At 73.3% G+C, this 23,433-nt stretch carries 22 protein-coding genes; 10 read left to right on the top strand and 12 right to left on the bottom strand.

Translation table 11 applies throughout. The features are described from left to right. The first annotated feature begins 356 nt into the window (after positions 1–356). Together ACGFIM_RS02315 and ACGFIM_RS02310 are read left to right on the top strand one after the other, a co-directional pair. Positions 357–1,112: an ABC transporter ATP-binding protein gene (locus tag ACGFIM_RS02315; RefSeq protein ID WP_393193270.1), complete on the top strand. Its 756-nt coding sequence runs from the start codon at positions 357–359 to the stop codon at positions 1,110–1,112. Further along, positions 1,097–2,839, top strand: coding sequence for a hypothetical protein (locus ACGFIM_RS02310; RefSeq protein ID WP_393193267.1), 1,743 nt, complete (start codon positions 1,097–1,099; stop codon positions 2,837–2,839). The genes ACGFIM_RS02315 and ACGFIM_RS02310 overlap by 16 nt, the downstream gene beginning before the upstream one ends. Before the next feature lie 105 nt (positions 2,840–2,944). Here the strand turns inward: ACGFIM_RS02310 and ACGFIM_RS02305 are convergent, their stop codons facing one another. Next, positions 2,945–3,838 (bottom strand): SDR family oxidoreductase, encoded by an 894-nt coding sequence (locus ACGFIM_RS02305; protein WP_393193264.1) that lies wholly within the window; start codon positions 3,836–3,838, stop codon positions 2,945–2,947. Between the two features lie 122 nt (positions 3,839–3,960). On the opposite strand from ACGFIM_RS02305, the gene ACGFIM_RS02300 reads away from it, so the two are divergent. The 3 genes from ACGFIM_RS02300 to ACGFIM_RS02290 are packed head-to-tail and all read left to right on the top strand — an operon-like array spanning position 3,961 to position 6,162. Beyond that, a complete protein-coding gene (locus tag ACGFIM_RS02300; RefSeq protein ID WP_393193261.1) occupies positions 3,961–4,524 on the top strand; it encodes a TetR/AcrR family transcriptional regulator in 564 nt (187 codons plus the stop codon). A 52-nt stretch (positions 4,525–4,576) separates the two neighbouring features. Next, a complete protein-coding gene (locus ACGFIM_RS02295) occupies positions 4,577–5,434 on the top strand; it encodes a TrmH family RNA methyltransferase (protein ID WP_393193258.1) in 858 nt (285 codons plus the stop codon). After that, positions 5,431–6,162, top strand: a complete 732-nt coding sequence (locus ACGFIM_RS02290; RefSeq protein WP_393193256.1) for an rRNA methyltransferase — start codon at positions 5,431–5,433, stop codon at positions 6,160–6,162. The genes ACGFIM_RS02295 and ACGFIM_RS02290 overlap by 4 nt, the downstream gene beginning before the upstream one ends. Positions 6,163–6,171: 9 nt before the next feature. Here ACGFIM_RS02290 and ACGFIM_RS02285 read toward each other — a convergent pair whose 3' ends face one another. Further along, on the bottom strand, positions 6,172–7,416 hold the full coding sequence (locus ACGFIM_RS02285) for an MFS transporter (protein ID WP_393193253.1): 1,245 nt from the start codon (positions 7,414–7,416) through the stop codon (positions 6,172–6,174). Between the two features lie 261 nt (positions 7,417–7,677). On the opposite strand from ACGFIM_RS02285, the gene ACGFIM_RS02280 reads away from it, so the two are divergent. Continuing rightward, positions 7,678–8,715, top strand: coding sequence for a tripartite tricarboxylate transporter substrate-binding protein (locus ACGFIM_RS02280; RefSeq protein WP_393193250.1), 1,038 nt, complete (start codon positions 7,678–7,680; stop codon positions 8,713–8,715). A 2-nt stretch (positions 8,716–8,717) separates the two neighbouring features. Then, on the top strand, positions 8,718–8,960 hold the full coding sequence (locus ACGFIM_RS02275) for a hypothetical protein (protein ID WP_393193247.1): 243 nt from the start codon (positions 8,718–8,720) through the stop codon (positions 8,958–8,960). 27 nt (positions 8,961–8,987) lie between these two features. Here ACGFIM_RS02275 and ACGFIM_RS02270 read toward each other — a convergent pair whose 3' ends face one another. Continuing rightward, positions 8,988–9,701 carry an SDR family oxidoreductase gene (locus tag ACGFIM_RS02270; RefSeq protein ID WP_393193244.1) on the bottom strand — a complete coding sequence of 238 codons (714 nt, stop codon included), beginning with the start codon at positions 9,699–9,701 and terminating at the stop codon, positions 8,988–8,990. Positions 9,702–9,812: 111 nt separating this feature from the next. Between ACGFIM_RS02270 and ACGFIM_RS02265 the strand changes: the two genes are divergently transcribed. After that, a complete protein-coding gene (locus tag ACGFIM_RS02265; RefSeq protein ID WP_393193242.1) occupies positions 9,813–10,406 on the top strand; it encodes a TetR family transcriptional regulator in 594 nt (197 codons plus the stop codon). Between the two features lie 5 nt (positions 10,407–10,411). On the opposite strand, the gene ACGFIM_RS02260 is transcribed toward ACGFIM_RS02265, so the two are convergent. Then, positions 10,412–11,257, bottom strand: coding sequence for an MBL fold metallo-hydrolase (locus tag ACGFIM_RS02260; protein WP_393193239.1), 846 nt, complete (start codon positions 11,255–11,257; stop codon positions 10,412–10,414). Between the two features lie 159 nt (positions 11,258–11,416). Between ACGFIM_RS02260 and ACGFIM_RS02255 the strand changes: the two genes are divergently transcribed. Further along, entirely contained in the window at positions 11,417–11,845 is a 429-nt protein-coding gene (locus ACGFIM_RS02255) for a MarR family winged helix-turn-helix transcriptional regulator (RefSeq protein ID WP_393193236.1), read from the top strand. 893 nt (positions 11,846–12,738) lie between these two features. Here ACGFIM_RS02255 and ACGFIM_RS02250 read toward each other — a convergent pair. The 8 genes from ACGFIM_RS02250 to ACGFIM_RS02215 form a co-directional block, all read right to left on the bottom strand. Further along, positions 12,739–14,271 (bottom strand): PucR family transcriptional regulator, encoded by a 1,533-nt coding sequence (locus tag ACGFIM_RS02250; protein WP_393193233.1) that lies wholly within the window; start codon positions 14,269–14,271, stop codon positions 12,739–12,741. Further along, a complete protein-coding gene (locus ACGFIM_RS02245) occupies positions 14,268–15,341 on the bottom strand; it encodes a DUF917 domain-containing protein (RefSeq protein ID WP_393193230.1) in 1,074 nt (357 codons plus the stop codon). The genes ACGFIM_RS02250 and ACGFIM_RS02245 overlap by 4 nt, the downstream gene beginning before the upstream one ends. Positions 15,342–15,368: 27 nt before the next feature. Continuing rightward, entirely contained in the window at positions 15,369–16,484 is a 1,116-nt protein-coding gene (locus tag ACGFIM_RS02240; protein ID WP_393193227.1) for a DUF917 domain-containing protein, read from the bottom strand. Beyond that, the gene (locus ACGFIM_RS02235) at positions 16,481–17,554 is read right to left on the bottom strand and encodes a DUF917 domain-containing protein (protein ID WP_393193224.1); all 1,074 of its coding nucleotides are present in this window, start codon (positions 17,552–17,554) and stop codon (positions 16,481–16,483) included. Before ACGFIM_RS02235 ends, ACGFIM_RS02240 begins: the two co-directional genes overlap by 4 nt. Before the next feature lie 7 nt (positions 17,555–17,561). Further along, entirely contained in the window at positions 17,562–19,121 is a 1,560-nt protein-coding gene (locus ACGFIM_RS02230; protein ID WP_393193221.1) for a hydantoinase/oxoprolinase N-terminal domain-containing protein, read from the bottom strand. A 52-nt stretch (positions 19,122–19,173) separates the two neighbouring features. Then, the gene (locus ACGFIM_RS02225; protein ID WP_393193218.1) at positions 19,174–20,502 is read right to left on the bottom strand and encodes a purine-cytosine permease family protein; all 1,329 of its coding nucleotides are present in this window, start codon (positions 20,500–20,502) and stop codon (positions 19,174–19,176) included. Between the two features lie 136 nt (positions 20,503–20,638). After that, positions 20,639–21,943 carry an aspartate aminotransferase family protein gene (locus ACGFIM_RS02220; RefSeq protein WP_393193215.1) on the bottom strand — a complete coding sequence of 435 codons (1,305 nt, stop codon included), beginning with the start codon at positions 21,941–21,943 and terminating at the stop codon, positions 20,639–20,641. 86 nt (positions 21,944–22,029) lie between these two features. Continuing rightward, positions 22,030–22,362, bottom strand: a complete 333-nt coding sequence (locus ACGFIM_RS02215; RefSeq protein WP_393193212.1) for a cupin domain-containing protein — start codon at positions 22,360–22,362, stop codon at positions 22,030–22,032. 54 nt (positions 22,363–22,416) lie between these two features. Here ACGFIM_RS02215 and ACGFIM_RS02210 point away from each other — a divergent pair, with 54 nt between their 5' ends. Then, positions 22,417–23,418: a GlxA family transcriptional regulator gene (locus ACGFIM_RS02210; RefSeq protein ID WP_393193209.1), complete on the top strand. Its 1,002-nt coding sequence runs from the start codon at positions 22,417–22,419 to the stop codon at positions 23,416–23,418. Positions 23,419–23,433 lie beyond the last annotated feature (15 nt).

The raw sequence follows: 23,433 nt of genomic DNA, 5'->3' as shown, positions 1-23,433 counted from the left end.
TGCGCCCGGCGGCCTGGTGCGGGCATCGGCCCAATGACGGATCCCGGCCCGCCGCCTCGGCCGAATGTCCGACAGGTCCGGCCCCCCCGGCAGCCGGCCCGACGAGACCGCGCACCGATTCTCCCGGGCGAGCGCGCCGGGAGGGTTTCGTGGCCGGAAACGACACTCAGGTGGCCGAGAACGTCATCGAGTTCGCCGGGTCCGACCGCATAAGATCGTGATGGTGCCATCGGGTGACTGCGCGTTCGCGTGTCGCGTACGCTGTGCGATCCCCCGGGCCGCCGGCAGGCGTCGATGGCCGAGTCCCCCACGCGGCCCGCGGCGGGCCACGTGTCCCCTCGCCCCCGGAGACCCTTATGACGCCGGCTCTTGAAATCGAAGGGCTGACCAAACGTTTCGGCGACACCCTCGCCGTCGACGGCATCGACCTCACCGTCCCCCCGGGCTCGTTCTTCGGCCTCGTCGGCCAGAACGGCGCGGGCAAGACCACCACCCTGTCCATGGCGGTCGGTCTGCTGCGCCCCGACGCGGGCACCGCGCGCATCTTCGGCCAGGACGTCTGGTCCGCGCCCGACCGCGCCAAGGCGCTGGTGGGGGTGCTGCCCGACGGGCTGGCCATGCCGGAACGGCTCACCGGGCGGGAGGTGCTGACCTATCTCGGCCTGCTGCGCGGCCTGGACAAGGACGTGGTGGCCGAGCGCGCCGACGACCTGCTGGGCGTGCTGGAGCTGGACGGCGCCGGCAAGACCCTCGTCATCGAGTACTCGACCGGCATGCGCAAGAAGATCGGCCTGGCCACCGCGCTGCTGCACGCGCCCCGCCTGCTGGTGCTGGATGAGCCGTTCGAGGCCGTCGACCCGGTCTCGGCCGCGACCATCAAGACGATCCTGCGCGGCTTCGTCGCAGGCGGCGGCTCGATCGTGCTGTCCAGCCACGTGATGGCGCTGGTCGAGCAGCTGTGCGACCGCGTCGCCGTGATCGACGACGGGCGCGTGGCGGCGGCCGGCGCCCTGGAGGAGGTACGCGGCGCCCGGTCGCTGGAGGACGCCTTCGTCGAGCTCGTCGGCGACCCCGGCGACGGCATCAAGGAGCTGTCGTGGCTGTCGAGCTGACCATGGCCCGGATGAAGCTCGCGCTGCTGCGGCACGCCCTGCACGGCAGGCGGGCGCAGACGGCCGGCACCGGCGTGACACTGGGGCTGCTGTGCGCGGCGGGCACGCTGTATCTGGCCGTCACCGACCTCGACCTGCTGGCCGCCGCCTACGCGGTGTGGCTGCTCGGCTGGGTGCTGGGCCCGATCTTCATGGGCGGCGGCGACGAGACGCTGCGCCCGGAGTACTTCGCCCTGCTGGGGCTGCCGCCGCGCCGCCTGGCCGGCGGCCTGCTGGTGGCCGCCTTCGTGGGCCTGGCGCCGCTGGTCACGCTGGTCGCGCTGGGCGGGCTCGTGGTGGCGGGGACGCGGCTGGGCGCGGTGGCCGCGCTGGTGGCGCTGCCGGCGATGGTGCTGCAGCTCGCGGTGTTCGTGCTGCTGTCGAAGGTGGCCGTGGCGCTGGTCGGCCTGGCCGTGCGCACCCGGCCGGGCGCGGTCGCCTCCGGCCTGCTCAACGGCGTGCTCCTGGCCGGGCTCGCGCAGATCTGGGTGTTCCTGGTGGCCCTCGGGCAGACCGGCGTGCCCGCCGTGGTGCACTACCTGCCCTCCGCGTGGGGACTGCTGGCCGTCCAGGGCCGGTGGTGGGCGCTGGCCGCGCTGGCCGCCCTGCTGGTGCTGCTGCTGGCGGTCTGGGCGGCGCTGCTCGGCGAGCGCTCCGGCGCGACCCGCCGCTCGGGCCGGGCCAGGCGGCCGATGACCGCCGCGACCGCCGACGGCGCGGTCGTGGCCAAGGAGCTGCGCACCTGGTCGCGCGACCTGGTGCGCAACCACCAGCTCACCTTCGCCCTGGCCTACGCCGTCTGCTTCACCGCCAGCCCGCTGCTGCTCGGCTGGAACGGCATGCTGCCGTACACCGGCCCGATCTTCATCGTGATGGCGGCGGCGATGACCGCCAACGTCTACGGCGTCGACGGCACCGCGCTGTGGCTGACGCTGATGATGCCCGGCGCGAGCGACGTGCGCGGCCGCCAGCTGGCCTGGCTGGCGGCGCACGCGCCGGTGGCGCTCGCCCTCGCCGGGGCGGGCACGGCCGTGACGGGCGGGCCGTGGCCGCTGGTGCTGGCGCTCACGGCCGCGCTGCTGGGCGGCGCGGCCGGGCTGGTGCCGCTGGTGTCGGTGTACCTGCTGGTGCCCGGCACCGACCCGCACCGCCGCGCCGGCAACCCGCTGCGCACCAGCGAGGACGACGGCGGCCTGACCGGGCTGGCCTACCTGATGCTGGTCCTGGTCGTCGTCACCGGCGCGCCCGCGGCGGCGGCGCTGTGGTGGGGCTGGGCCGGCGTCGCGGCCGGCGTGGTGAGCGGGGCCGCGTGCTGGTGGGGGTTCGGCCTGCTGGCCGAGCGGCGGCTGCGCTCGCACGGACCGGAGCTGCTGGACGTCATGCGGACCGGCCGCAGGCCCGAGCCGGCGGTGTCCTCCCGCGTCGACGGGCTGTCGCGGCGCCGTAAGACCCTCGCCTGGTACTGCTTCGGCTTCGGCGCCATCCCGCTGGTGCCGCAGGGCATCGTGGCCGCCGTCTTCGTGGCCAACGGCATGCTGCGCCACACCTGGTTCGTGGCCACGTACATGCCGCAGCAGCTGCGCTATCCGGTGGCCTTCGGCTTCGTCCTGCTCGGCCTGGCCATCTACGGCGCGGGCCTGTGGATCGTCCGGCCCGCCGCCCGCCGAGACGCCCCGGACGGCTCCTGAGCCGGCCGGCCGCCGGGGGCGCGGCCACCCCGGCACGCCCGCGTCGCCATGCCGCCGGCGGCGGCCGGCCCCGCGGCCCCGCCCGGCCCTCGCGAAGGGCAGGGTTCAGCGGCGGCCGTAGGCGCCGGCGTCGATGTCGGCGATGAGGGCCGGCCCGGTGGGCGTCCAGCCGAGCAGCTCCTGGGTGACCGTGCTGCCGGCGTGGCAGTCGGCGGAGAAGAACCGCCCGATCCAGCCGAAGTGCCCGGGCACGTCGGCGGGGTCGATGGAGGCGGTGGGCAGGCCGAGCACCCGGCCGATGGCCTCGGCGATCTCGCGGGTGGGCACGCCCTGCTCGGCGACGGCGTGCACACGGCTGCCGGCCGGCGCCTTGCCGAGGGCGAGGGTGACCAGGCGGGCGGCGTCGGAGACGTGCACGGCCGACCACCGGTTGGCGCCGTCTCCGGGGTAGCCGGAGACGCCCTTGTCGCGGGCGATGCCGGCGATGACGGAGATGAACCCGTGGTCGCCGGTGCCGTGGACGGTGGGCGGGAAGCGCAGGGCGACGGCGCGCACGCCGCGCTCGGCGTAGGACAGGGCGAGGTTCTCGCTGCCGCCGCGCGGGGCGTCGGGGCCGTGGAAGGGCGAGGGGGTGGCCTCGGTGATGACGGCATCGCCGAAGCCGGCGAGGCCGGAGGCGAGCAGGAACGGCCGGTCGCTGCCGGCGAGGGCGTCGCCGATGGTCTGGACGGCGGCGCGTTCCGCGGCGTTGGTGCCGGCCATGTCGTCCCAGTCGTGCTTGTTGGCCAGGTGGATGACGGCTTCGGCCGCCTCGGCGGCGGCGCGGATGCCGGCGAGGTCGTCGAGGTCGCCGCGGTGGACGGCGGCGCCCTTGGCCTCCAGCTTGGCGGCGGAGGCGTCGGAGCGGGCCAGGCCCGTGACCTTGTGGCCGGCGGCGATGAGGTCGTCGACGACGGCGGAGCCGATCCATCCGGAGGCTCCGGTGACGAACACGTGCATGGCGGGATCTCCTCACGCGCCCCTTCGGGAGGGGCGGAATCCAGGCGATGTCAGCAACTGACGTCAGTTACTGACATAGCTTAGCTCGCATGTCAGTTGCTGTCATCACTAGACTCGGGACCATGGTGCGTTGGGAACCCGGAGCCCCCGATCGGCTCCAGCAGGCGGCCCTGGAACTGTTCTCCACCCGCGGCTACGAAGAGACGACCGCCGCCGAGATCGCCCAAGCGGTCGGGCTGACCGAACGCACCTTCTTCCGGCACTTCAAAGACAAGCGCGAAGTCCTCTTCCGCGGCCAGGACCACCTCGTCAACGCCGCCCTCGAGGGCGTACAGGCCGCACCCCAGCAGGCCACCCCCATGGAGATCGTCGCCTGCGCCCTGCAGTCGATCACCTCGGCCTTCTCCGACGAACGCCGCCCCTGGTCACGCACCCGCCAGCAGGTCATCGACCGCAACCCCGCCCTGCAAGAACGCGAGCAGCACAAAATGGCGATGCTCGCCGCCACCATCGCCGACGCCATGACCGCGCGCGGCGTCGCCTCCCCCACCGCCACGCTCGCCGCACGCTCGGGCATCGCCGCCTTCGAAGTCGCGTTCCTGCGCTGGATCGCCGACGGCGAGCAGCGCCCGCTCACCGTCATCATCAAGGACGTGCTCGACGAGCTGCGCACCCTGCTGAGCTGACGCCCGAAATTCAATTGCGGTCGCCGGCCGATCCCCTCCTATCCTGGACCGCGTGACACATCGGGGGCGACCGGCGACGACGCACACGCGCATCACACGGGCCAACGCCCGCTTCCAGCAGTGGCAGGCCCTGCTCGGCAACCGCACCAAGCGGCAGCGCGCCAAGGAGTTCATCGTCCAGGGCGTACGCCCGATCAGCCTCGCCGTCGAATTCGGCCACCCCATCAAAACCCTCCTGTACGACGCCGAGCGCACCCTGTCGAGCTGGGCCCGGCAGATGCTCCAGGCCTCCGGCGCCGAGCCCGTGGCCCTGGCCCCCGACCTGCTGCGCCTGCTCGGCGAGAAAGACGAAGACGTGCCCGAGCTCGTCGCCGTCGCCGCACTGCCCGACGACGACCTGTCCCGCATCCAGGCGGGGCCCGCGTTCCTCGGCGCGGTGTTCGACCGGCCCAACATGCCCGGCAACATCGGCACCATGGCCCGCTCGCTGGACGCCTTCGGCGGCACCGGCCTCATCGTCACCGGCCACGCCGCCGACCCCTACGACCCCCGCTCGGTACGGGCCTCCACCGGCTCGCTACTGGCACTGCCCGTCGTGCGCTGCCCCTCACACCGCGAGGTGCTGGCCTGGGCGGACGGCCTGCGCACCCGAGGGCTGCCGCTGACGATCGTCGGCACCGACGAAAAAGGCGACCTCGACATCTCCGAGCTCGACCTGACCGGCCCGACCCTGCTGGTCATCGGCAACGAGACCACCGGCATGAGCGCCGCATGGCGCCAGGCGTGCGACGTCATGGCCCGCATCCCCATGGCCGGCGCGGCCAGCTCACTGAACGCCGCCAGCGCCGCCACCGTCACCCTGTACGAAGCCGCCCGCCAGCGCCGCGCGACCGCCGGCGGCCCCGCATGACCTACCGCCACGCCGTCACCGCCCGCGACCACCAGGACCTGGCCAGCGGCTCGGTGCTGCACTCCGCACCCGGCTTCCCCGCCTTCCCCGTCCGGCTGGCCAGCGAGATCTTCCAGCGCGCCCTGGCCCTGCGCGGCGGAGACCATCCGGCGACACTATGGGACCCCTGCTGCGGCAGCGGCTACCTGCTGACCGTCACCGCGCTGCTGCACCGCACCCGCATCGCCGCAGTGCTGGCCTGCGACCTCGACCCCGACGCCGTCGGCCTCGCCGGACGCAACCTCGCCCTGCTCACCCGCGCCGGCCTCCACGCCCGCGCCGCCGACCTGCGCGAACGCGCCGCACGCTTCGGCAAACCCGCCTACACCGACGCCGCCCACGCCGCCCGCCGCCTGGCCGACGCACTACAGGCCGCCGGCGGCGACCTGCCGCACGCCGCCCGCCAGGCCGACGTGTTCGACCCCGCCCAGCTCCGGCAGGCCATCGCCGGCCACGTCCCGGACATCGCGATCACCGACGTCCCCTACGGCGAGCAGGCCCACTGGCGCGGCCCCTCGGCCGCCGCAGGCGTCACCGGCATGGTCGAGGCCCTGACGACGGTCCTGCCCCGGGGCGGGGTGCTCGCGGTCACCGTACGCGGACGCAAGGTCGTCGTGGACGGCCACCGCCCCGACGCCTCCTTCAAGATCGGCACCCGGGCGGTGGCGCTGTTCCGCACCCCCGCCTGACCCCTCCCGCTACTCGTCGTGGGCGATGTGCAGCAGCTGCCGCCACAGCAGCACCACGAACGCCGCCGACCCGGCGAAGGCGAACCAGAACGGCGCCGCGACCCCCCAGTGCGCGGCCAGCAGGCCGCCGATGACCGAGCCGACCACCAGCCCGGCGTAGACACAGATGGTGTTGACGCTGCCGACCCGGCCCTGCAGCTCGTGCGGCACCGCCCGCTGCCGCACGGTCACCGACGTGGTGCCCCAGATGAAGGCGTGCGCGCCGAACACCAGGAAGATCGCGCCGGCCACCCACGGCGAGTGCGTCAACGCCAGCCCCAGATGGGTGAAGGTCTCGATGATGAGCCCGATCCGCATCAGCACCCCCAGGCTCACCTTCCGGGTGATCGCCCCGTACAGGCCGGTGCCGACCAGCCCGCCGACGCCCTGAATGGTCGTCACCAGGCCGAACCCGACGGCACCCAGGCCCAGCTGCTCCTGGGTGTAGAGCACCAGCACCGACCAGGCGGCCCCGAACGTGAAGTTGAAGATCAAGATGGTGAGGACCAGCGTGCGCACGGCCGCGTGCCTGACCGTCCAGCGGAAGGCGTCCAGCAGCTCGTGCACCATCCCCGAGCCCCGCTGCTCGACGGCGGCCGCGTCCGCCGCACGGCCCGAGCGGGGCGGCAGCGCGACCCGCGACACCAGCACCATCCCGGCCAGCACCAGCAGCAGCTGAGCCGCGAACGGCCACAGCAGCCCGAGCCCGATCAGCGCCGCACCCACCGGCGGCCCGGCCAGCTGGTTGAGCGTGATGAACCCGGTGCCCAGCCGGGCGTTGGCCACGAGCAGATCATCCCGCCCGACCAGCATGGGCGTCAGCGTAGAGGTGGCGTTGTCGGCGAACACCTCGGCCACCGACCGCAGCGTCAGCGCCACCAGCGCGGTGGCCACCGTGAGCGTGCCGGTCAGCAGCATCACCACCAGCACCGCCAGCACCACCGCGCGGGCGGCGTTGGCCACCAGCACGATCGTGCGCCGGTTGTGCCGGTCCGACAGCACACCCGCATACAGGCCGAACATCAGCGGCGGCGCCCAGCCCACCAAGGCCGACAGCGAGATCAGCAGCGGGTCACGGGTGAGCGTGGCGATCAGCAGCGGCCCCGCCGCCGCAGCCAGCCCGTCGCCGAGGTTCGTCAGCCAGCTCGAGGCCAGCAACCACCGGAAACCCGTCCCCAGCCGGGCGGGCAGCACGCGTTCCATCACTGAGACCACGAGCGCAGCAGCCTATGCCGCGCCCCTGACCGGCGGCAACGCATTTTCCCGCACACCCGGCACACCGCGCGGACGGACACCCCCGCAGGAAAGGCCCGCCCGAATCAAGCGCTTGTGTTGCCCCGGCAATCCTGCGATTCTTTCCCCGACCGGCCCCATCTCCTCGACACCCTTCCCCACCCTTCGAAACCGCGTCTTCCACAGCACCATTCGAGGCCGCGCACGCACCACACGGGCACCCGCCGACGAGGAGGTCGCGACATGACACCGGCCACCAGGTACCGGGCCGCCACCCGCATCATCGTCCTCATCGCCGCGGCGGCGCTGCTCGCCGCCTGCTCCGGCACCGGCGGCACCGTCACCACGGACGGCACCACAGACGGCCCGGACGACGGCTACCCCGACCGCACCATCACCTTCGTCGTACCGTTCAGCGCCGGCGGCCCCACCGACACCCTCACCCGCATGATCGCCGACCCCATGGCCGCGAAACTCGGCGGCAAGATCGTCGTGCAGAACGTCGAAGGCGCAGGCGGCACCGTCGGCGCCGGCGAGGTCGCCCGCGCCCAGCCCGACGGCTACACCGTGCTCATGCACCACATCGGCATGTCCACCGCCCCCGCCCTCTACAAGGACCTCGGCTACCGGCCGCTGGAGAGCTTCGAAACCGTCGGCCTGGTCACCGAAGTCCCCATGACGATCGTCTCGCGCAAGGACTTCGGCCCCGCCACACTGCAGGACCTCGTCTCCTACGTCAAAGCCAACGCCGACAAGGTCACCCTCGCCAACGCCGGCATCGGCGCCGCCTCCCACCTGTGCGGACTGCTCTTCCAGACCGCCGCCGGCGTCGAACTCCAGGAAGTCCCCTACGAAGGCACCGGACCCGCCCTCACCGACCTCGTCGGCGGCAAGGTCGACGTCATGTGCGACCAGACCACCAGCACCAGCGGCCAGATCGCCGCCCACGAGGTCAAGGTCTACGCCGTTACCACCCCCGAACGCGTCACAAGCCTGCCCGACGTCCCCACCACCGCCGAAGCCGGCCTGCCCCAGCTCCAGGTCAGCGTCTGGCACGGCCTCTACGTCCCCCACGGCACCCCGCCCGACGTGGTGACCAAGCTGTCGGAGGCACTGAAGACGGCACTGGCCGACCAGAAGGTCATCGACCAGATGGCCAAGCTCGGCACCGCCCCCGTCCCCGCCGGCCAGGCCACCCCCGAAGCCCACAAAGCCAAGCTGCAAGAACAGCTCGGCACCTGGGGCAAGGTCATCGCCGACGCCGGCATCAAGGCCTCCTGACCATGCGGGCACACCGCTCCCGGCCCGACGTCCTGGCCGGCGCGATCGTCATCGTCACCGGCGGCGCATTCGCCGCCGGCGCCCTCGGCCACGACCTGGGCACCCCGCCGCGACTCGGCCCCGGCGCCTTCCCGCGGCCCTGGCCGTCACCGCCGGCCGCACCGGTGGCGTGGACCGGCCCGCCGCCCTCGACCGTGCCCTCGACCGCCGAGAAGAGGGCAACGTGGCGTGACCCGGTCTGCTGACCTGGCGCCTGCCCGGGGCGGGACTCGTCACATCTGCTGGCCGATCGGCCGGATCGTGATCGTGTTGAGGTCCACCCCGGCCGGCTGGTCCAGGGCGTAGCAGATCGCCTCGGCGATCGCACCCGGCTGCAGCGACACCGTCGGCGCGCCCGCGTCATGCCAGAACGGCGTGTCGATGACACCCGGATTGACCAGCGTCACGCCGACCCCGCGGCCGGTGGCGAGCATGCGCAGGTTCTCCGCCAGCCCGGTCACCGCCCACTTCGTCGCCGAGTACAGGTTGCCGGGGCTGTTCTTCACCCCGACCACGCTGCCGACGAACACCAGCCGCCCGCCGGTCGCCTCCAGGTGCGCCAGCGTCGCCCTGGCCAGCAGGGCGGGGCCGAGCACGTTGGTCAGCACCATCGACGGCCACAGCTCCGGGTCGCCGTCGGCCAGCGTCGAACCCACGGTGTGCACGTGATCGCGGGAGGTGACCCCGGCGTTGGCCACCGCCGCGTGCAGCGCGCCGAACCGCTCCACGGTCTGCGCCACCGCCCGCTGGGTGTCCTGCCAGTCCGCGGCGTCGGCGATCACGCCGAGCAGCCGGTCGGGATGCCCGGCCTCCTCGGCGAACGCCTTCAGCTTCGCCTCGTCGCGGCCGGTGACGGCCACCTGGTGGCCGCGCTCCAGCAGCAGCCGCGCGGCCTCGGCGCCGACGCCGCTGGTGGCGCCGGTGATCAGTACGGTCTTCACGGTCATGATCTGTCAGCCCCCTGAGCAACGAACTCCAACACTCGTGTTGGCTTCAGGCCGACCCTAACCCCGCCCGGCCGCCAATTGCAACACGCGTGTTGGAATAGGATGGCTGCCATGGCATGGGACGTCGAAGGCACCAAAACCCGCATCTACCAGGCAGCACTCACCGAATTCGCCGCCCACGGCCCCGACGGCACCACCATCGACCGCATCGCCAAACGCGCCAAAGTCAACCGCGAACGCGTCTACAACTACTACGGCGACAAAACCGCCCTCTTCTCCACCGTCATCCGCACCGAAGTCGACGCCCTCGCCGCCGCCGTCCCCCTCCACATCACCGGCCCCGACGACATCGGCGACTTCGCCGGCCGCGCCTACGACTACCAGCGCACCCACCCCGACCTCGCCCGCCTCGTCCTCTGGGAAGGACTCTCCAACCACGGCGCCATCCCCGACGAGCTCACCCGCACCGGCCTCTACCAAGCCAAAGCCGCCACCATCGCCGCCGCCCAGCAGGCAGGCCACATCGACGACACCCTCGACCCCGCCCACCTGATGTTCCTCATCATCTCCCTCGCCAGCTACTGGTCGGCCGCACCCCAGATCGCCCGCATGCTCACCGGCCACGACGACGGCGACACCGACGAGACCACCCGCCGCCGCGCCGCCGTCGTCCACGCCGCCCGCCGCCTGGCCACCCGCCCCTGACGCACTCACCCATCCACCGGCCGCCACGCGGGACCCGCACCGTCCCGGGCCACCCGCCCAAAGACCACATCGGCGAAATGCACCCCGAAACCGATCGTGTCCGGCCGCTCCAGCTCCGCCAGCAACCGCCGCCGATGCCCGGCCGACCGAACCCCATCCACGTCGTACACACACGACCACTCAGGACGATCGGCCTGCACCGGCGCATGCATGGCATCCCCGAACGCGATCAACCGCCGCCCACCCCCGGTGATGACGTACTCCGCATGCCCGGCCGTATGACCACCGGTGACCCGCACCCGCACACCCGGAAACACCTCCTCCCCATCGGCCACCGTCCGCACCCGCACCCCCTCAGGCACGCCCACATCGGACTCCGCCCACTCCGCCTCGGCCACCACATACTCCGCCCGCCCGAACACCGCCCCCGGACGCCAGGCCCAGCCATAGTGATCGACGTGCAGATGCGTGAACGCCACCGCCTCGATCTCCTCCGGCCCACACCCCAACACCCGCAGACCGGCCGGCAACGCACCACCCCGCACGGCACCGTTCGGCCGCCCCGGCACGGCCGGCAACGACACCGGCCCCCACCCCGCATCGATCAGCAACGCCCGGCCACCGCTCTCCACCAGCAGGCCGCCGATGCTCGCAACCAGATGCCCCGAACCATCCAGATACTCCGGATGAGCGGCCCAGAACTCATCCGTCGAGTCCGGCAACCACGCGCGCGGCACCCCCTGAATGACCCCGTCAGGAACGAACGACACCCGCACCTCGCCCAGCCACAACGACCGGACCTCACCCGGCCGCCGAAACCGCTCACCCGGATCGACCACACCGATCGCCATACCGGCACTCCCTCCTCACGCTTCCACGCACCGCGCCCCAGCGGGCCGACCGGCGCACCATAAGCATCAAGCTTGAACCAGTAATTCTTGAAATATCACGACTTGAAAGAGTGAAGCTAGAAAAATACTGCCTTAAAGCACCTTGGTAGCATGAAGGCCATGACCATCTCCCCAGAACCGCAGGCCGCCGCCGAACGCGAGCTCTGCGGCCTGGTCAACGGCCTCGCCCAGCAGATCGCCGACCACGTACGCCGACGCGCCACCACCCTCGGCCTCACCGCCGCCCAGGCCACCGCCCTGCGGGAGATGACCGGCCCCATGACCATGCGAGAGCTCGCCGAACGCATGAGCTGCGAGCCCTCCAACGCCACCTTCATCGTCGACAAGCTCGAAAAACAGGGCCTCATCGAACGCCGCCCCCACCCCACCGACCGCCGCGCCAAGCACCTCGTCCTCACCCCTGAAGGCACCGTCCTACGCGAGCGCCTCTTGCAACTCCTCACCGAGGACTCACCCCTGGCCACCCTCACACCCGAACAGCAGCGCACCCTCCACCGGCTGCTCGAACAGGCCATCACCCGCCGATAAACCCGCCCTTCGGCGCCGCCTCGCCCCAGGCGCACCCACCGAAACCGCCCACCGGCAGGGACGTCCGTACGTACGGCCCGGCTCCGACGCGACCGGCCTGCGAGGCCGTCAGCAGGGACTCGCCGCCGAGCGGCCGGACGGTGAGGCGCGGGCCGGGTGCGCACGCTGACTCTGTGAGCGGCACCAGCAGAGCAGCCAAAGCCGCTGGATCCGGCAGCGCCACCCCCACGCGACCGAAGGCGACGACGGCCATCCTGCGGGCGGCGCACCCGCCACCCGCAGGCGTTCGCGACCGGGACGGGGACGCTTGAGTTTTCGGTGGGTGCGTGCGGGCGAAGCCCGCTCGTTAGAAGAAATGGAGGGTGAGCCTCAAAACTCCGGCGCCTTTACATTGTAGATTAATAAGGTCCGACTACTCGTGTTCGAGCAGCAGGGTGAGCCCTCACCCCCGCCGGACGCGAGGACTTCATCGCCCTGCGCGACCGCACGCTGCGCAAGGTCCGCCTGCGGCCCGGCTCGGTGGACCTCGCCCTCCACTACACCGACGACCTCGCCGACGAGGACCTGCGGGCCGCGATCAGTGACCGGCCGGACCCGCTCAAGGCCCGGCCGGCGGCCTGGCTGCACCAGCGCGAGCAGGCCGAGCCTTACCTGCGCGAGCTGGAGCCGGCTAGGACGCGCACGGAGCCATCCACCGCGGCGAGCGCGCCCAGGCGCTCAAGCCCGAGCCGCGCACCTTCTGCTACACGTTCTGCTCCGCGCTGGGCAGCCATCACCGCAGCGAGGACGACCACTTCTTCCCCGCCCTGCTCGAGCAGGCGCGGAGCCGGCACCCGCGATCACCCGCCTGCGCCGAGCCGGCCGCACGGGCCGGATGCGCCTGACAGGAAGGCTCATGGCCCGGAAAAGCCCTCCTGCGGCCGGCTGACCGTGCGGCAGGCCAGGTGCAGCGCCAACCGCTCGTCGCGGTGGCGCAGATCGACACCCAGCAGCCGCTCCACCCGCTGGATGCGCGCGGTCACCGTGTTGCGATGCACCCCCAGCACGGCCGCCGTCTCCGCGATCGACGACTCGGCGTCCAGGTAGGCCGACAGCGTGCGCACCAGGTCGCCCGGCTGGTCGCGCAGCGGCGCGAGCAGGGCGCGGGCGGCGGGTTCGAAGGTGTCGGTACGCGCCCACTCCAGCAGCAGCTGCGCCATCCCGAGCTGATCCACCTGCAGGAAGAAACCCGCCTCAGGACGGGTCGCGGCCAGCCGGGCGGCGTCGGCGGCCTCGGCGACGGTGCTGATCAGGCCGCTGGTGCCCGGATGCGGACGGCCCACCCCCATGTGCGCGCCGACCGAGCGGTGCAGCGCCCGGTTCGCCGCGCGCAGGGTGTCGGCCAGCGCCCGCACCCGGGCGGCGGTGGGCTCTTGAGCGAACGTCGCCCACCCCGTCCAGCCGTCGCCGTGCTCCACGACCACCGCATCGACGCCCTCGCCGCGCAGCACCCGGACGACCTGCGCCGTCCAGGCGACCGTGTCGAGCCCGGCCGGCGCACCGATGCGCAGGCCCACGTGCCAGCCGGCCAGCTGCCAGCCGGCGTCGGCGGCCCGCCTGCGCAACTGCGCCGACGGCTCGCCGTCCAGCCTGAGCAGGTCGCCCAGCAGCGCCGTGCGCGAGCGCGCGTCACGTTCCAGCTCCAGCCGATGGCTGAGCAGCCAGCGCTGCACCGCCGTGGCCGCCACCGACAGCGCCACCGGCACCACGTCGGCCCGCGCCGCCGCCGTCCCCCGCAACTCTGCCACCAGCCAGAACGACGGCCCCGCCGCGCCCGGCAGCAGCGCCGGATGCGCCAGCAGCACCCCGCCGGCCAGCGGGACGCGCTGCGGCACCACCTCCTGCACCCGCACCGCGCCGGGCTCGCCCACCTGCCCCGCCAGCGGCTGCCCGCGCTCGTCCAGCAGCGCGGCAGGCGCCTCCAGCAGCCTCCCCAGCCGGGCGACGACGTCCTCGGGCGCGAGCGTGCGCTCGTCGAAGGCGCGGTGGGCGGCCAGCACCAGCCGCGCCCGGTCGATCTCCGGCTCGGCCAGGAACAGCCGCGCCGCCACCAGCAGATCCAGCACGCCGCCCGGCGCGCCCAGCAGCGGCAGCCGCAGCCGATCGGCCAGCCGCAGCGTCCCGTCGGCCACCTCGGGCGCGGCCACCAGCACCGCCGCGCCACCGGCGTCCACCACGCGGCGCAGCAGCGCGTCCAGCCGCCAGTCCCCAGGCTCGACGGGCGCGGCCACCATGACCACCTCCCCCGCACCGCCAGGGGTGCAGGCGGCGAGGTCAGGGAGCGGCCGTACGGCCGAGACCGGCTCGTCCAGCCCGGCCTCCCCGGCGAGCACGCGCACCGCGCCGCTCCACTCCGGCAGCCCCAGCAGCCTGCGCACGCTGGTCATCGCCCGCCTCCCAGCAGCACGGGGTCGCAGGCGATCCCGTACGCCCGGGGCGCGACCAGGCCGATCCGCCCCGGATCCGTCCAGAACGCCGCGATCGGCACCTGCAGCACGATCACCTCCATGCCCGCCCGCACCGCGTCAGCGGAGATCGGCGTCACCGTGCGCCGGTCGAGCACCGCCAGCACATCGGGCGTCGAGGCCACCGGGCGGCCGTCGCGCAGCGCGAGCAGGTACTCGTTCTCCATCTCCAGCCGCAGCAGCGCGCCCGTGGCGTGGTCGGCCACCGTGACATGGCCGCGCGAGAACCCGGCACGGCCGTGCCGGCGCGGCCCCGGCCTGCGGGCCACCTCGATCACCCGCCCCAGCGCCAGCACCCGCCCGCCGGTCGCCCGCGCCAGCGGGCCGGGGGCGGGCGACTCGCCGAGCTCCAGCATCCGGCGGCCCAGGTGCAGCGCCGCCGACACCGACCCCGCCACACCGCAGCAGGCCAGCTCCCCTGCCGGCAGCGGGGCCAGCGCCAGCGCCGCCCAGCCGCCCGCGCTCGGCAGGAACGCCCGCACCGTGCGCTCCAGATCGGCCGGCGTGCCGGTGGCCTGCACCAGCACCTGCCCGCCCGGCTCGGCCAGCGCGGCCGGGGTGACCGGCCGGCCGCAGGCATTGAGCGACAGCTGGTCGAGCCGGGGCACGCCGCGCCCGGTCAGGTCGGCGTCCACCACCGGCAGGCCCAGGTCCCAGGCCAGCGGCAGCAGCCCGTTCAGCCCGCCGATCTCCAGAGAGGCGACGGCGTCCGCGCGGGTGCCGGTCCAGCGCTCGATGGCGGCCACGGCGGCGGCGAACTCCTGCCCGCCCGGCAGCTTCTCGTTGAACACCGGCGTCGCCCCGACGACCCCCACCGGCACCACATGGGCCTGCGGCGGCAGCTCCTCCAGGGCGTGCAGGGCGACCCGCGCGCCCGCGGCCAGGCGGCGGCGCAGCAGCAGAGCGGCGATGCGGGTGTCCCCGCCGCCGCCGGAGCCGAGTACGGCAACGCCCCGCTCCAGCGCCGGCACCTCCGGCGGCTCGATGCGCATCTTCCCAGCTTGCCGCACCGGCCGCGGTCAGCTGACGGCGGCCGGTGCGGGGTTGCGCTCCTCGACCGGGGTGAACGGGTACGGCAGCCCGAACGCGGCCGGACCGAACACCGCCAGCGCCTCCGGCGTCCGCATCAGATCGGGCGTGGAGATGCCGGCGACGGTCACGCGCTGGCCGTAGCGCAGGTTCTCGGTGGTGATCGGCTCGGCCAGCTCCGACTCCAGCACGCACACCAGGTCCGGCACCACGCACCGGACCTCCCCGTCCACCACCGCCACCAGGTGCTCGTTCTGGAACGTCAGCTCCAGCTCGTGACGCCCGTCGAACGACACCGCCGTGGCCCGGCCGCGCGCGAAGCCCGCCTCGGTGCGCCGCTCCACGTCCGACACCTTGCCGCGGAACAGCACCCGCAGATGCCCGTACAGGGTGCCGCGCAGCGCCTCGGCCAAGGCGGCCACCGGGTCGGCGCCGGCCTCGCGCGCCTGCCTGATCGTGCGGCCGATCGACAGAGCCAGCGACAGGGTGCGCGGCACCGCGGTCCGCTTGACCTCGGCCCCGGTCATCGCGTACTCGGCGATGTGCGCCACGCCGCCCAGCCGGACGGTCACCCCGCGCGCCAGCCACTCCATGCGCCGGTTGTCGGAGCCGGTGTCGATGATCGTGGTCTCGCCCCGCTCCCCGGCCACCGCCATCGGCGAGCCCGGCACACCGTACACGCCGAAGGTCTCCATCTGCAGCTCGGGGAAGGCGCGTCCCATGCCGTCGGCGTCCACCACCGGCAACCCGGTCACCGCCGCCACCACCAGCGGGATCATCGAGTTGATGCCGCCGCACTCGATCGGCATCGTGGCGCCGGCCGCACGGCCGAGGTGACGTTCCAGGGCGCGCAGCGCGGCGACCGGCTCGGTGCCGCGCGGCAGCTTCTCGTGCACGACGGTCGGCGCGCCCATCTGCGCGGTGGGGATGACGAGCATCTCGTCGTCGAGCTCGTCCGGATCCAGCACGGTGATGGGGCCGTGCTCGCGGATCGCCTGCCGCACCAGCAGCCGCCCCACGTACGGATCCCCGCCGCCGCCCGTGCCCAGCACCGCCGCGCCGCGCGCCAGGTCGGGCAGGTCGTCCTCGGTCAGCAGCCGGCTCACCGGCCCACCCCCACCGGGTCGATGTCGTAGCCGAAGTAGCGCGGCCCGGCCAGCGCGAGCCCCTCCGGGCTGTGCCAGCGCGGATCGCAGGGGGCGAGGATCACGCTGACCCGCTGGCCGAAGCGCAGCGCCTCGGTGGTGACGGCCTCGCCGCTCTCGCGGTCGAGCGTGCAGATCAGATCCGGTACGGTGCCGCGCACCTCGCCGTCCAGCTCGGCCACCAGGTACTCGTTCTGAAAGCGCAGCACCAGCTCGCGGCCGGCGTCGCCGTCCATGCCCGCAAGCCGGGCGGTGCCGCGCGCGAACCCGGTGGTGGTGCGCCGTTCCACGTCGGTCACCTTGCCGGTGAACAGCCGCCTTCCGCCCAGCCGCGCCGTGACCGCCTCGACCGGGCCGGCGTCCCCGGCGCGGGCCGTGCGCGCCAGCACGCCCAGCTCGGCGCACAGGCTCAGCGTGCCCGGCACCAGCGACTCGCGCGCCTGCGCCCCGGTCATCGCGTACAGGGCGATCATCGTCGAGCAGCCCATGTCGACGGTGGCCGAACGGGCCAGCCGCTCGGCCCAGTGGTTGTCCACCGCGTCCAGCACGACCTTGTTGCCTTTTTCGTCGGCGATGGACATGGGGGTGGCGCGGGCGCCGTACAGGGTGGGCAGCACCATCTGCAGCTCGGGGAAGGCGCGTCCCATGCCGTCGGCGTCCACCAGCGGCAGCCCGAGCCGGGCGGCAGCCACCACGGGGATGAGCGAGTTGACGCCGCCCGCCTCGGCGCAGGCGATGTGGGTCACGCCCTGCCCCAGGTAGCCCGACAGCGCCTCGACGGCCAGCGACACCTGCTCGGCCGAGGGCGGCTTCTCCACCATCACGGTCGGGGCGCCCATCATCGCCACGTGCAGCACGCACGCCTCGTCCGGCAGCTCCTCCAGCGGGCACAGCTCGACCGGGCCGTGCTGGGCGACGGCCGCGGAGGCCAGCAGCCGGCCGATGTGCGGGTCGCCGCCGCCCCCGGTGCCGAGGATCGCCGCCCCGGCGGCCAGGTCGCCGAGGTCGGCGCTGGTGATCATGCGCGTCATCGCCGCCTCACCGTCCCTTCGCGCCGGTCAGCTGCAGCTCACCGACCGCCTTGGCTCTGATGCGGGTGGCGTTGCCCGGCAGGTACGGGATCGGCACCTCGTCGAAGTCCACGATCTGCACGCTGGACGGCGCCGCCCCGGCCGCGACCGCCCGGTCCACGGCCTCCTGCTTGGCGGCGTCCACCACGGCGTCGCGGCGGCCGGGCTCGACCGCGTAGACGCGGTCCACCTCGCCGCCGATCTGCGCGATGGCCGCGCCGATGGCGTTGGCGACCGCGTAGTGCTCCGGCCGGTGCACCTCGCCGCAGCCGGGCAGCTCGTCGGGCAGCAGCATCGACCCGCCGCCGACCGCCACCACCGGCAGCGGCTCGGCCGAGGTGCGCATGCGCTCCACGGCGTCGGCCACATCGGAGGCGATGCGCCGCAGCGCCGCCTCGGCCAGCTCCTTGTCCAGGTGGGCGACCCTGGCGGGGTCGCCGATCTCGGCGCGCCCTGCGGCCACGGCGATGTCGGTGGCGGTCAGCGTGTCGCCGCCGAACACCAGCGCCCGCGAGGTCAGCTCGTAGCCGACGCTGTCGGGGCCGACCGTGACCGGCCCGTCGCCGCGGACCAGGCTGCCGCCGCCGATACCGATCGACAGCACGTCCGGCATGCGGAAGTTCGTCCTGATGCCCGCCACGGTCACGTCGGTGGTCGCCTCGCGCGGGAAGCCGTGCCGCAGCACCCCCACGTCGCTGGTCGTGCCGCCCACGTCCACCACCGCGCAGGTGCCGAGACCCGACAGCACGGCCGCGCCGCGCATCGAGTTCGTCGGCCCCGAGGCGAACGTCGCCACCGGATAGCGGCGGGCGAACCCGACGTCCATGAGCGTGCCGTCGTTCTGGCTCAGATACAGCGGCGCGGTGATGCCCTCGCCGGTGATCGAGGCGGCCAGCCCGTCCACGATGTGCGCGGCCAGCTCACGCAGCGCGGCGTTGATGATGGTGGCGTTCTCCCGCTCCAGCAGCCCCACCCGGCCGATCTCGTGCGACAGCGAGATCGCCACCCCCGGCAGCCGCTCGGCGATGATCTCCGCGGCGCGCGTCTCGAACTCGGCGTTGACCGGCGAGAACACCGACGTGATCGCCACGCTGCGCACCCCGGCCTGCCCCATGTCGTCGGCGGCCTTGCGCACCTCGGCCTCATCCAGCTCGGCGATGTGCCGGCCGTCGAACTCGTGCCCGCCGTGCACCAGGTAGGCCCGCCCGGCGACGGCGTCGACGAGCCGCTGCGGCCAGTCCACCATCGGCGGCAGTGACGCCCCCGCCGGCAGGCTGAGCCGCAGCGCCGCGGTCGGCGCCAGGCGCCGGGCCTCGACCAGCGCGTTGATGAAGTGCGTGGTGCCGATCATCACGGCCCGCACGTCCGCCGGGTCGAACGCCCGCTGCTCCTGCAGCCCCCTCAGGGCGGCGACGATGCCGGAGGTGACGTCGGCGGTGGTGCCGGTCTTGACGGCGGCCAGCACCTGCCTGCCGTCCAGCACGACGGCGTCGGTGTTGGTGCCGCCCACGTCGATGCCGATGCGCACGAGTCTCCCACTCCCCTATCGCGTGTGAATTGCTTGCCGCCGGACTCGCCCGTCAGGCGCCGGCCGGCTGGGGCTCGGCGTCGGCCGTGCGGTGCGCCCCCACTCCCCGCACCCAGCCCAGCTTCCCGGCCACGACGTACAGCACGAACGCCAGCACCAGCGAGTTGATGCTGCCGAGCCCGACCTCGACGAACCGGCCCACCAGCGCCGCCGCCAGCCAGATCACCAGCGTCGCCGGCACCCAGTCCGGCGCCTGCTCCGGCACCGCGCCGCGCGCCCTGGCCTCCTCCAGCTCGCCCCGCCAGCGCCGCACCACGAAGTACTCGGCCACCATGATCCCGGCGATCGGCGGGAAGACCACGCCGAGCAGCGTCAGGAAGTCCACGAACCGGTCGAGGATGCCGGCCGCGGCCAGCACGCTGCCCAGCAACCCGATGACGGCGGTCGCCGCCCCCCGGTGCACCTTCTTGCCCAGCACGGTGCCGACGAAGTTGACCAGGCCCAGCCCGGAGGAGTACAGGTTCCAGTCGTTGATCTTGATGGTGCCGGCGACGATCACCAGGATGCCGACCCAGCCCACCGACGAGGTGACGATAGTGGTGATCTCGCTGCTGCCCACCGCGTGCGCCAGCAGCACCCCGGCCATGCCGATCACGTACTCGCCCAGCGTCACGCCCACCAGCGTCTGCTTGACCACGTCGGCCACGCCCCGGTTGAACCGGGTCATGTCCGGGGTGACGATCGCCCCCACGATGAACCCGCCCGCCACCAGCGTGGTGCCCTCCAGCAGGCTCAGCTGCGGGCCCGGCGGCGCCGAGGCCACCAGCGCCCCCACGTCGTGCCGCGACAGCTCGCTGACGATCGACCAGCCGACCAGGATCAGGAACGCCGGCACCGTCACGTACGCGGTCCAGGCCATCGACCCGAACCCCCACAGCACGATCGCGGTCACCACCAGGCCGAACACCAGCGACCACCCCCACTCGGGCAGCACGCCCACCAGGCTCGCCAGGCCCTGCGCCGACACCGCCGACTGGATGCCGAACCAGCCGATGAGGCTGATCCCGATCGCCAGCCCGATCACCGCCGAACCCGCCCTGCCGAACCCCGTCCAGCGGGCCAGCATCGAGGTCGACAGCCCCTCCCGCACGCCGATCACGCCCACGAACACCGCGACCACCTCGAGGATGACCGCGCCCAGCGTCAGCGCCAGGAACGCCTGCCAGAACCCCATCCCGAACCCGAGCGTGGCGCCCAGCAGGAACTGGCTGAGCGCCGAGATCTGGCCGAACCGCTGCACGGCCACCGACCACCAGGAGTAGCGGGCGCCGCTGGGCACCCTGGACAGCGCGTAATCGTCGACACCGACGGCCGAGGCCATGCCGACCTCCCTTACCGAGCGAGACCAGTGGTTGGACGCCCACGGTAAGAAGCGGCGGCCCCCGCTGTCAGTGTGAAAACTCCACAGCCGCACGCCCGCGACTGTGCACTGTGCACGGTCGCCGGTTACGCCCCGCTCACAGCGTACGCGCGGCCCCGGTGAGCGCCTCGTCCAGGATGGCCGCGCCCCGGGCCAGCTCGTCCTCGCTCGCGGTCAGCGGCGGCGCGATGCGGAACGTGCCGCCCATGCCGGGCAACTGCACGATGTTCATGTGCAGGCCCAGCTCGTAACAGCGGCGGGTGACCTCCGCGCCCAGCCGGTCCGCACCGCCGGGACCCAGCACGTCGTCGCCGGCCAGCTCCATGCCGAGCAGCAGGCCGCGCCCGCGCACGTCGCCCACCACCTCGTGCCGGGCGGCCGACTTCTCCAGATGGCCGCGCAGCAGCCGGCCCAGATGCCCGGCCCGCTCCGCCAGCCGGTCACGCTCCAGCACCCGCAGCACCGTCAGGCCGACCGCGGCCGGCAGCGGGTCGCTGACGTGCGTGGTGTAGAAGAGGAACCCCCGCTCGTGGGCGCGCCGCTCGATCTCGGCGCTGGTCACCACCGCCGCCAGCGGCAGCCCCGCGCCCAGCGTCTTCGACAGCGTCACGATGTCGGGCACGACCCCCTCATGCTGCAGCGCGTACCAGTCGCCGGTCCTGCACAATCCCGTCTGCGCCTCGTCCAGGATGAGCAGCATGCCGCGCTCGCGGCACTTGCCCGCCAGCGCGGCCAGGTAGCCGGGCGGCGGCTCGATCACACCGCCCGAGCTGAGGATCGGCTCCACCAGGCACGCCGCCAGGCTGCCCACCGACTGGGCGTCGATGAGCTCGAAGCCCAGATCGAGCTGGCGGCGCCAGTCCAGCTCGCCGGAGGCGTCGGTGATCGACGGGCGGAACCGGTCGGGCACCGGCAGCGCGAAGTTGCCCGGCGCGGCCGGCCCGTAGCCCTTGCGGCCGGCGCTGTAGGTGGCGTTCGCGGCGGCCTGCGTCATGCCGTGCCAGGACCGCGCGAACGACACGACCTCGTGGCGGCCGGTGACGAGCTTGGCCAGCCGCACCGCCGCCTCGTTCGACTCGGCGCCGGTGGTCAGCAGCAGCACCTTCTCCAGCGGCTCCGGCAGCGTGGCCGCCAGCCGCTCGGCCAGCTCCACGACCGGCGGGCTGAGCATGCCGCTGTGCAGGTGATCCAGCAGGGCGATCTGCTCGCCCACAGTGGCGACGATCTCGGGGTGGGAGTGGCCGAGGATCGCGCTCATCTGGCCGGAGGTGAAGTCGAGCAGATCGCGGCCGCTCTCGGTGAACACCGACGTGCCGCTCGCGCGGACGATCAGCTCGGGCGAGAACGCGGCGTGGCCGCTGTAGCGGATGAGGTGCCGGTCGGGGGGCGTCTGCTGTGCCATGCACGCGACGGTAGGCACCCCGGCCGCGGCCGTCCATCACCGCGGCGCCGAACGCGCACCCCGCCCGCCGCGCACCTCCCGCTTCCTCAGCCCTCCGGATAGAACAGGAACAACGTGCACCCCGTCGCCGACTGCGGCACATGCGACGACCCCGCCGGCGCATGGATGAACGTCCCCGCCGGATAATCGCGCTCACCGTCGTTGAACACCCCCGAGACCACGAACACCTCCTCCGGCCCCGGATCGTGCACATCGATCCCCTCCCAGCACGAACCGGGATCCATCTCCAGCACGTACGCACCGGCCCCGCCATCGCCCCGCCACAACGGACGCAACCGGATACCGGGAAACACCTCGCGCACCGGGGCATCCGCAACGGAAGACCACACGTACCCCGGCATGTTCTGCTGCCTCGTCATGCCCACCACCCTGACAGCCCGCACCCACCCCGGCCGAGTGTCAGAAAAGACATCATGCGCTACTTTTCCGACATGCAGCGCGTCACCGCACTCGTCCGCCCCGGACAATCCACCTTCGAACTCGCCTGCGCCGCCCACATCTTCGGCATCCACCGCCCCGAACTCCCGCCCGCCTACACCTTCGCCGTCTGCACCGAACACCCCGGCCCCATCCCCACCCGCGCCGGCTACGACATCCACGTCACCAACGGACTCGACGCACTCGACCACACCGACACCGTGATCATCCCCGGCTGGCTCCCACCCGCCGACCCACCCTCCCCCGCCGTCACCGACGCCCTCCGCCGCGCCCACCAACGCGGCGCCCGCCTCGTCAGCATCTGCTCCGGCGCCTTCGCCCTCGCCCACGCCGGCCTCCTCGACGGCCGCGAAGCCACCACCCACTGGGCCCTCACCGGCGAACTCGCCACCCGCTTCCCCAAAGTCCGCGTCGACCCCGACGTCCTCTACGTCGACCACGGCGACCTCGCCACCAGCGCAGGCGCAGGAGCCGGCATCGACCTGTGCATCCACCTCGTACGCCGCGACCAAGGCGCCCGCTACGCCGCCCACATCGCCCGCCACATGGTCATGCCGCCCCACCGCGAAGGCGGCCAGCTCCAATACACCGCACCACCCCACCCCGCCCAGATCGACACCACCCTCGCCCCCCTCCTCGACTGGACCACCGACCGCCTCGACCACCCCATCACCGTCGAAACCATGGCCGCCCACGCCGGCGTCTCCTCACGCACCCTCACCCGCCGCTTCCTCGACCAGCTCGGCACCACCCCAGGACAATGGCTCCTCACCCAGCGCATCGCCGCCGCCCAGGACCTCCTGGAGACCACCGACCTGCCACTCGACGCCATCGCCCGCCGCACCGGCCTGTCCTCCGCCACCAACCTGCGCCGCCGCTTCCGCACCGCACTCGGCACCACACCCGGCGCCTACCGCCGCACCTTCCGCGGCCGGACAGCGAAGGAGCCGGCCCTCAACGGACCGGCTCCTTCCTGATCACCGCGCGAGCCC

Source organism: Nonomuraea sp. NPDC049309 (assembly GCF_043196965.1).
GTDB lineage: Bacteria > Actinomycetota > Actinomycetes > Streptosporangiales > Streptosporangiaceae > Nonomuraea > Nonomuraea fastidiosa.
This window is presented reverse-complemented; position numbering and strand designations above follow the sequence as displayed.

Excerpts from the sequence above, each read along its gene's own strand:
- ACGFIM_RS02300 (WP_393193261.1), top strand. The coding sequence starts at position 3,961 with ATGGTGCGTTGGGAACCCGGAGCCCCCGATCGGCTCCAGCAGGCGGCC.
- ACGFIM_RS02280 (WP_393193250.1), top strand. The coding sequence starts at position 7,678 with ATGACACCGGCCACCAGGTACCGGGCCGCCACCCGCATCATCGTCCTC.
- ACGFIM_RS02275 (WP_393193247.1), top strand. The coding sequence starts at position 8,718 with ATGCGGGCACACCGCTCCCGGCCCGACGTCCTGGCCGGCGCGATCGTC.
- ACGFIM_RS02210 (WP_393193209.1), top strand. The coding sequence starts at position 22,417 with ATGCGCTACTTTTCCGACATGCAGCGCGTCACCGCACTCGTCCGCCCC.
- ACGFIM_RS02265 (WP_393193242.1), top strand. The coding sequence starts at position 9,813 with ATGGCATGGGACGTCGAAGGCACCAAAACCCGCATCTACCAGGCAGCA.
- ACGFIM_RS02215 (WP_393193212.1), bottom strand. The coding sequence starts at position 22,362 with ATGACGAGGCAGCAGAACATGCCGGGGTACGTGTGGTCTTCCGTTGCG.
- ACGFIM_RS02270 (WP_393193244.1), bottom strand. The coding sequence starts at position 9,701 with ATGACCGTGAAGACCGTACTGATCACCGGCGCCACCAGCGGCGTCGGC.
- ACGFIM_RS02245 (WP_393193230.1), bottom strand. The coding sequence starts at position 15,341 with ATGCGCATCGAGCCGCCGGAGGTGCCGGCGCTGGAGCGGGGCGTTGCC.
- ACGFIM_RS02260 (WP_393193239.1), bottom strand. The coding sequence starts at position 11,257 with ATGGCGATCGGTGTGGTCGATCCGGGTGAGCGGTTTCGGCGGCCGGGT.
- ACGFIM_RS02235 (WP_393193224.1), bottom strand. The coding sequence starts at position 17,554 with ATGACGCGCATGATCACCAGCGCCGACCTCGGCGACCTGGCCGCCGGG.
- ACGFIM_RS02220 (WP_393193215.1), bottom strand. The coding sequence starts at position 21,943 with ATGGCACAGCAGACGCCCCCCGACCGGCACCTCATCCGCTACAGCGGC.
- ACGFIM_RS02255 (WP_393193236.1), top strand. The coding sequence starts at position 11,417 with ATGACCATCTCCCCAGAACCGCAGGCCGCCGCCGAACGCGAGCTCTGC.
- ACGFIM_RS02225 (WP_393193218.1), bottom strand. The coding sequence starts at position 20,502 with ATGGCCTCGGCCGTCGGTGTCGACGATTACGCGCTGTCCAGGGTGCCC.
- ACGFIM_RS02315 (WP_393193270.1), top strand. The coding sequence starts at position 357 with ATGACGCCGGCTCTTGAAATCGAAGGGCTGACCAAACGTTTCGGCGAC.
- ACGFIM_RS02305 (WP_393193264.1), bottom strand. The coding sequence starts at position 3,838 with ATGCACGTGTTCGTCACCGGAGCCTCCGGATGGATCGGCTCCGCCGTC.
- ACGFIM_RS02250 (WP_393193233.1), bottom strand. The coding sequence starts at position 14,271 with ATGACCAGCGTGCGCAGGCTGCTGGGGCTGCCGGAGTGGAGCGGCGCG.
- ACGFIM_RS02290 (WP_393193256.1), top strand. The coding sequence starts at position 5,431 with ATGACCTACCGCCACGCCGTCACCGCCCGCGACCACCAGGACCTGGCC.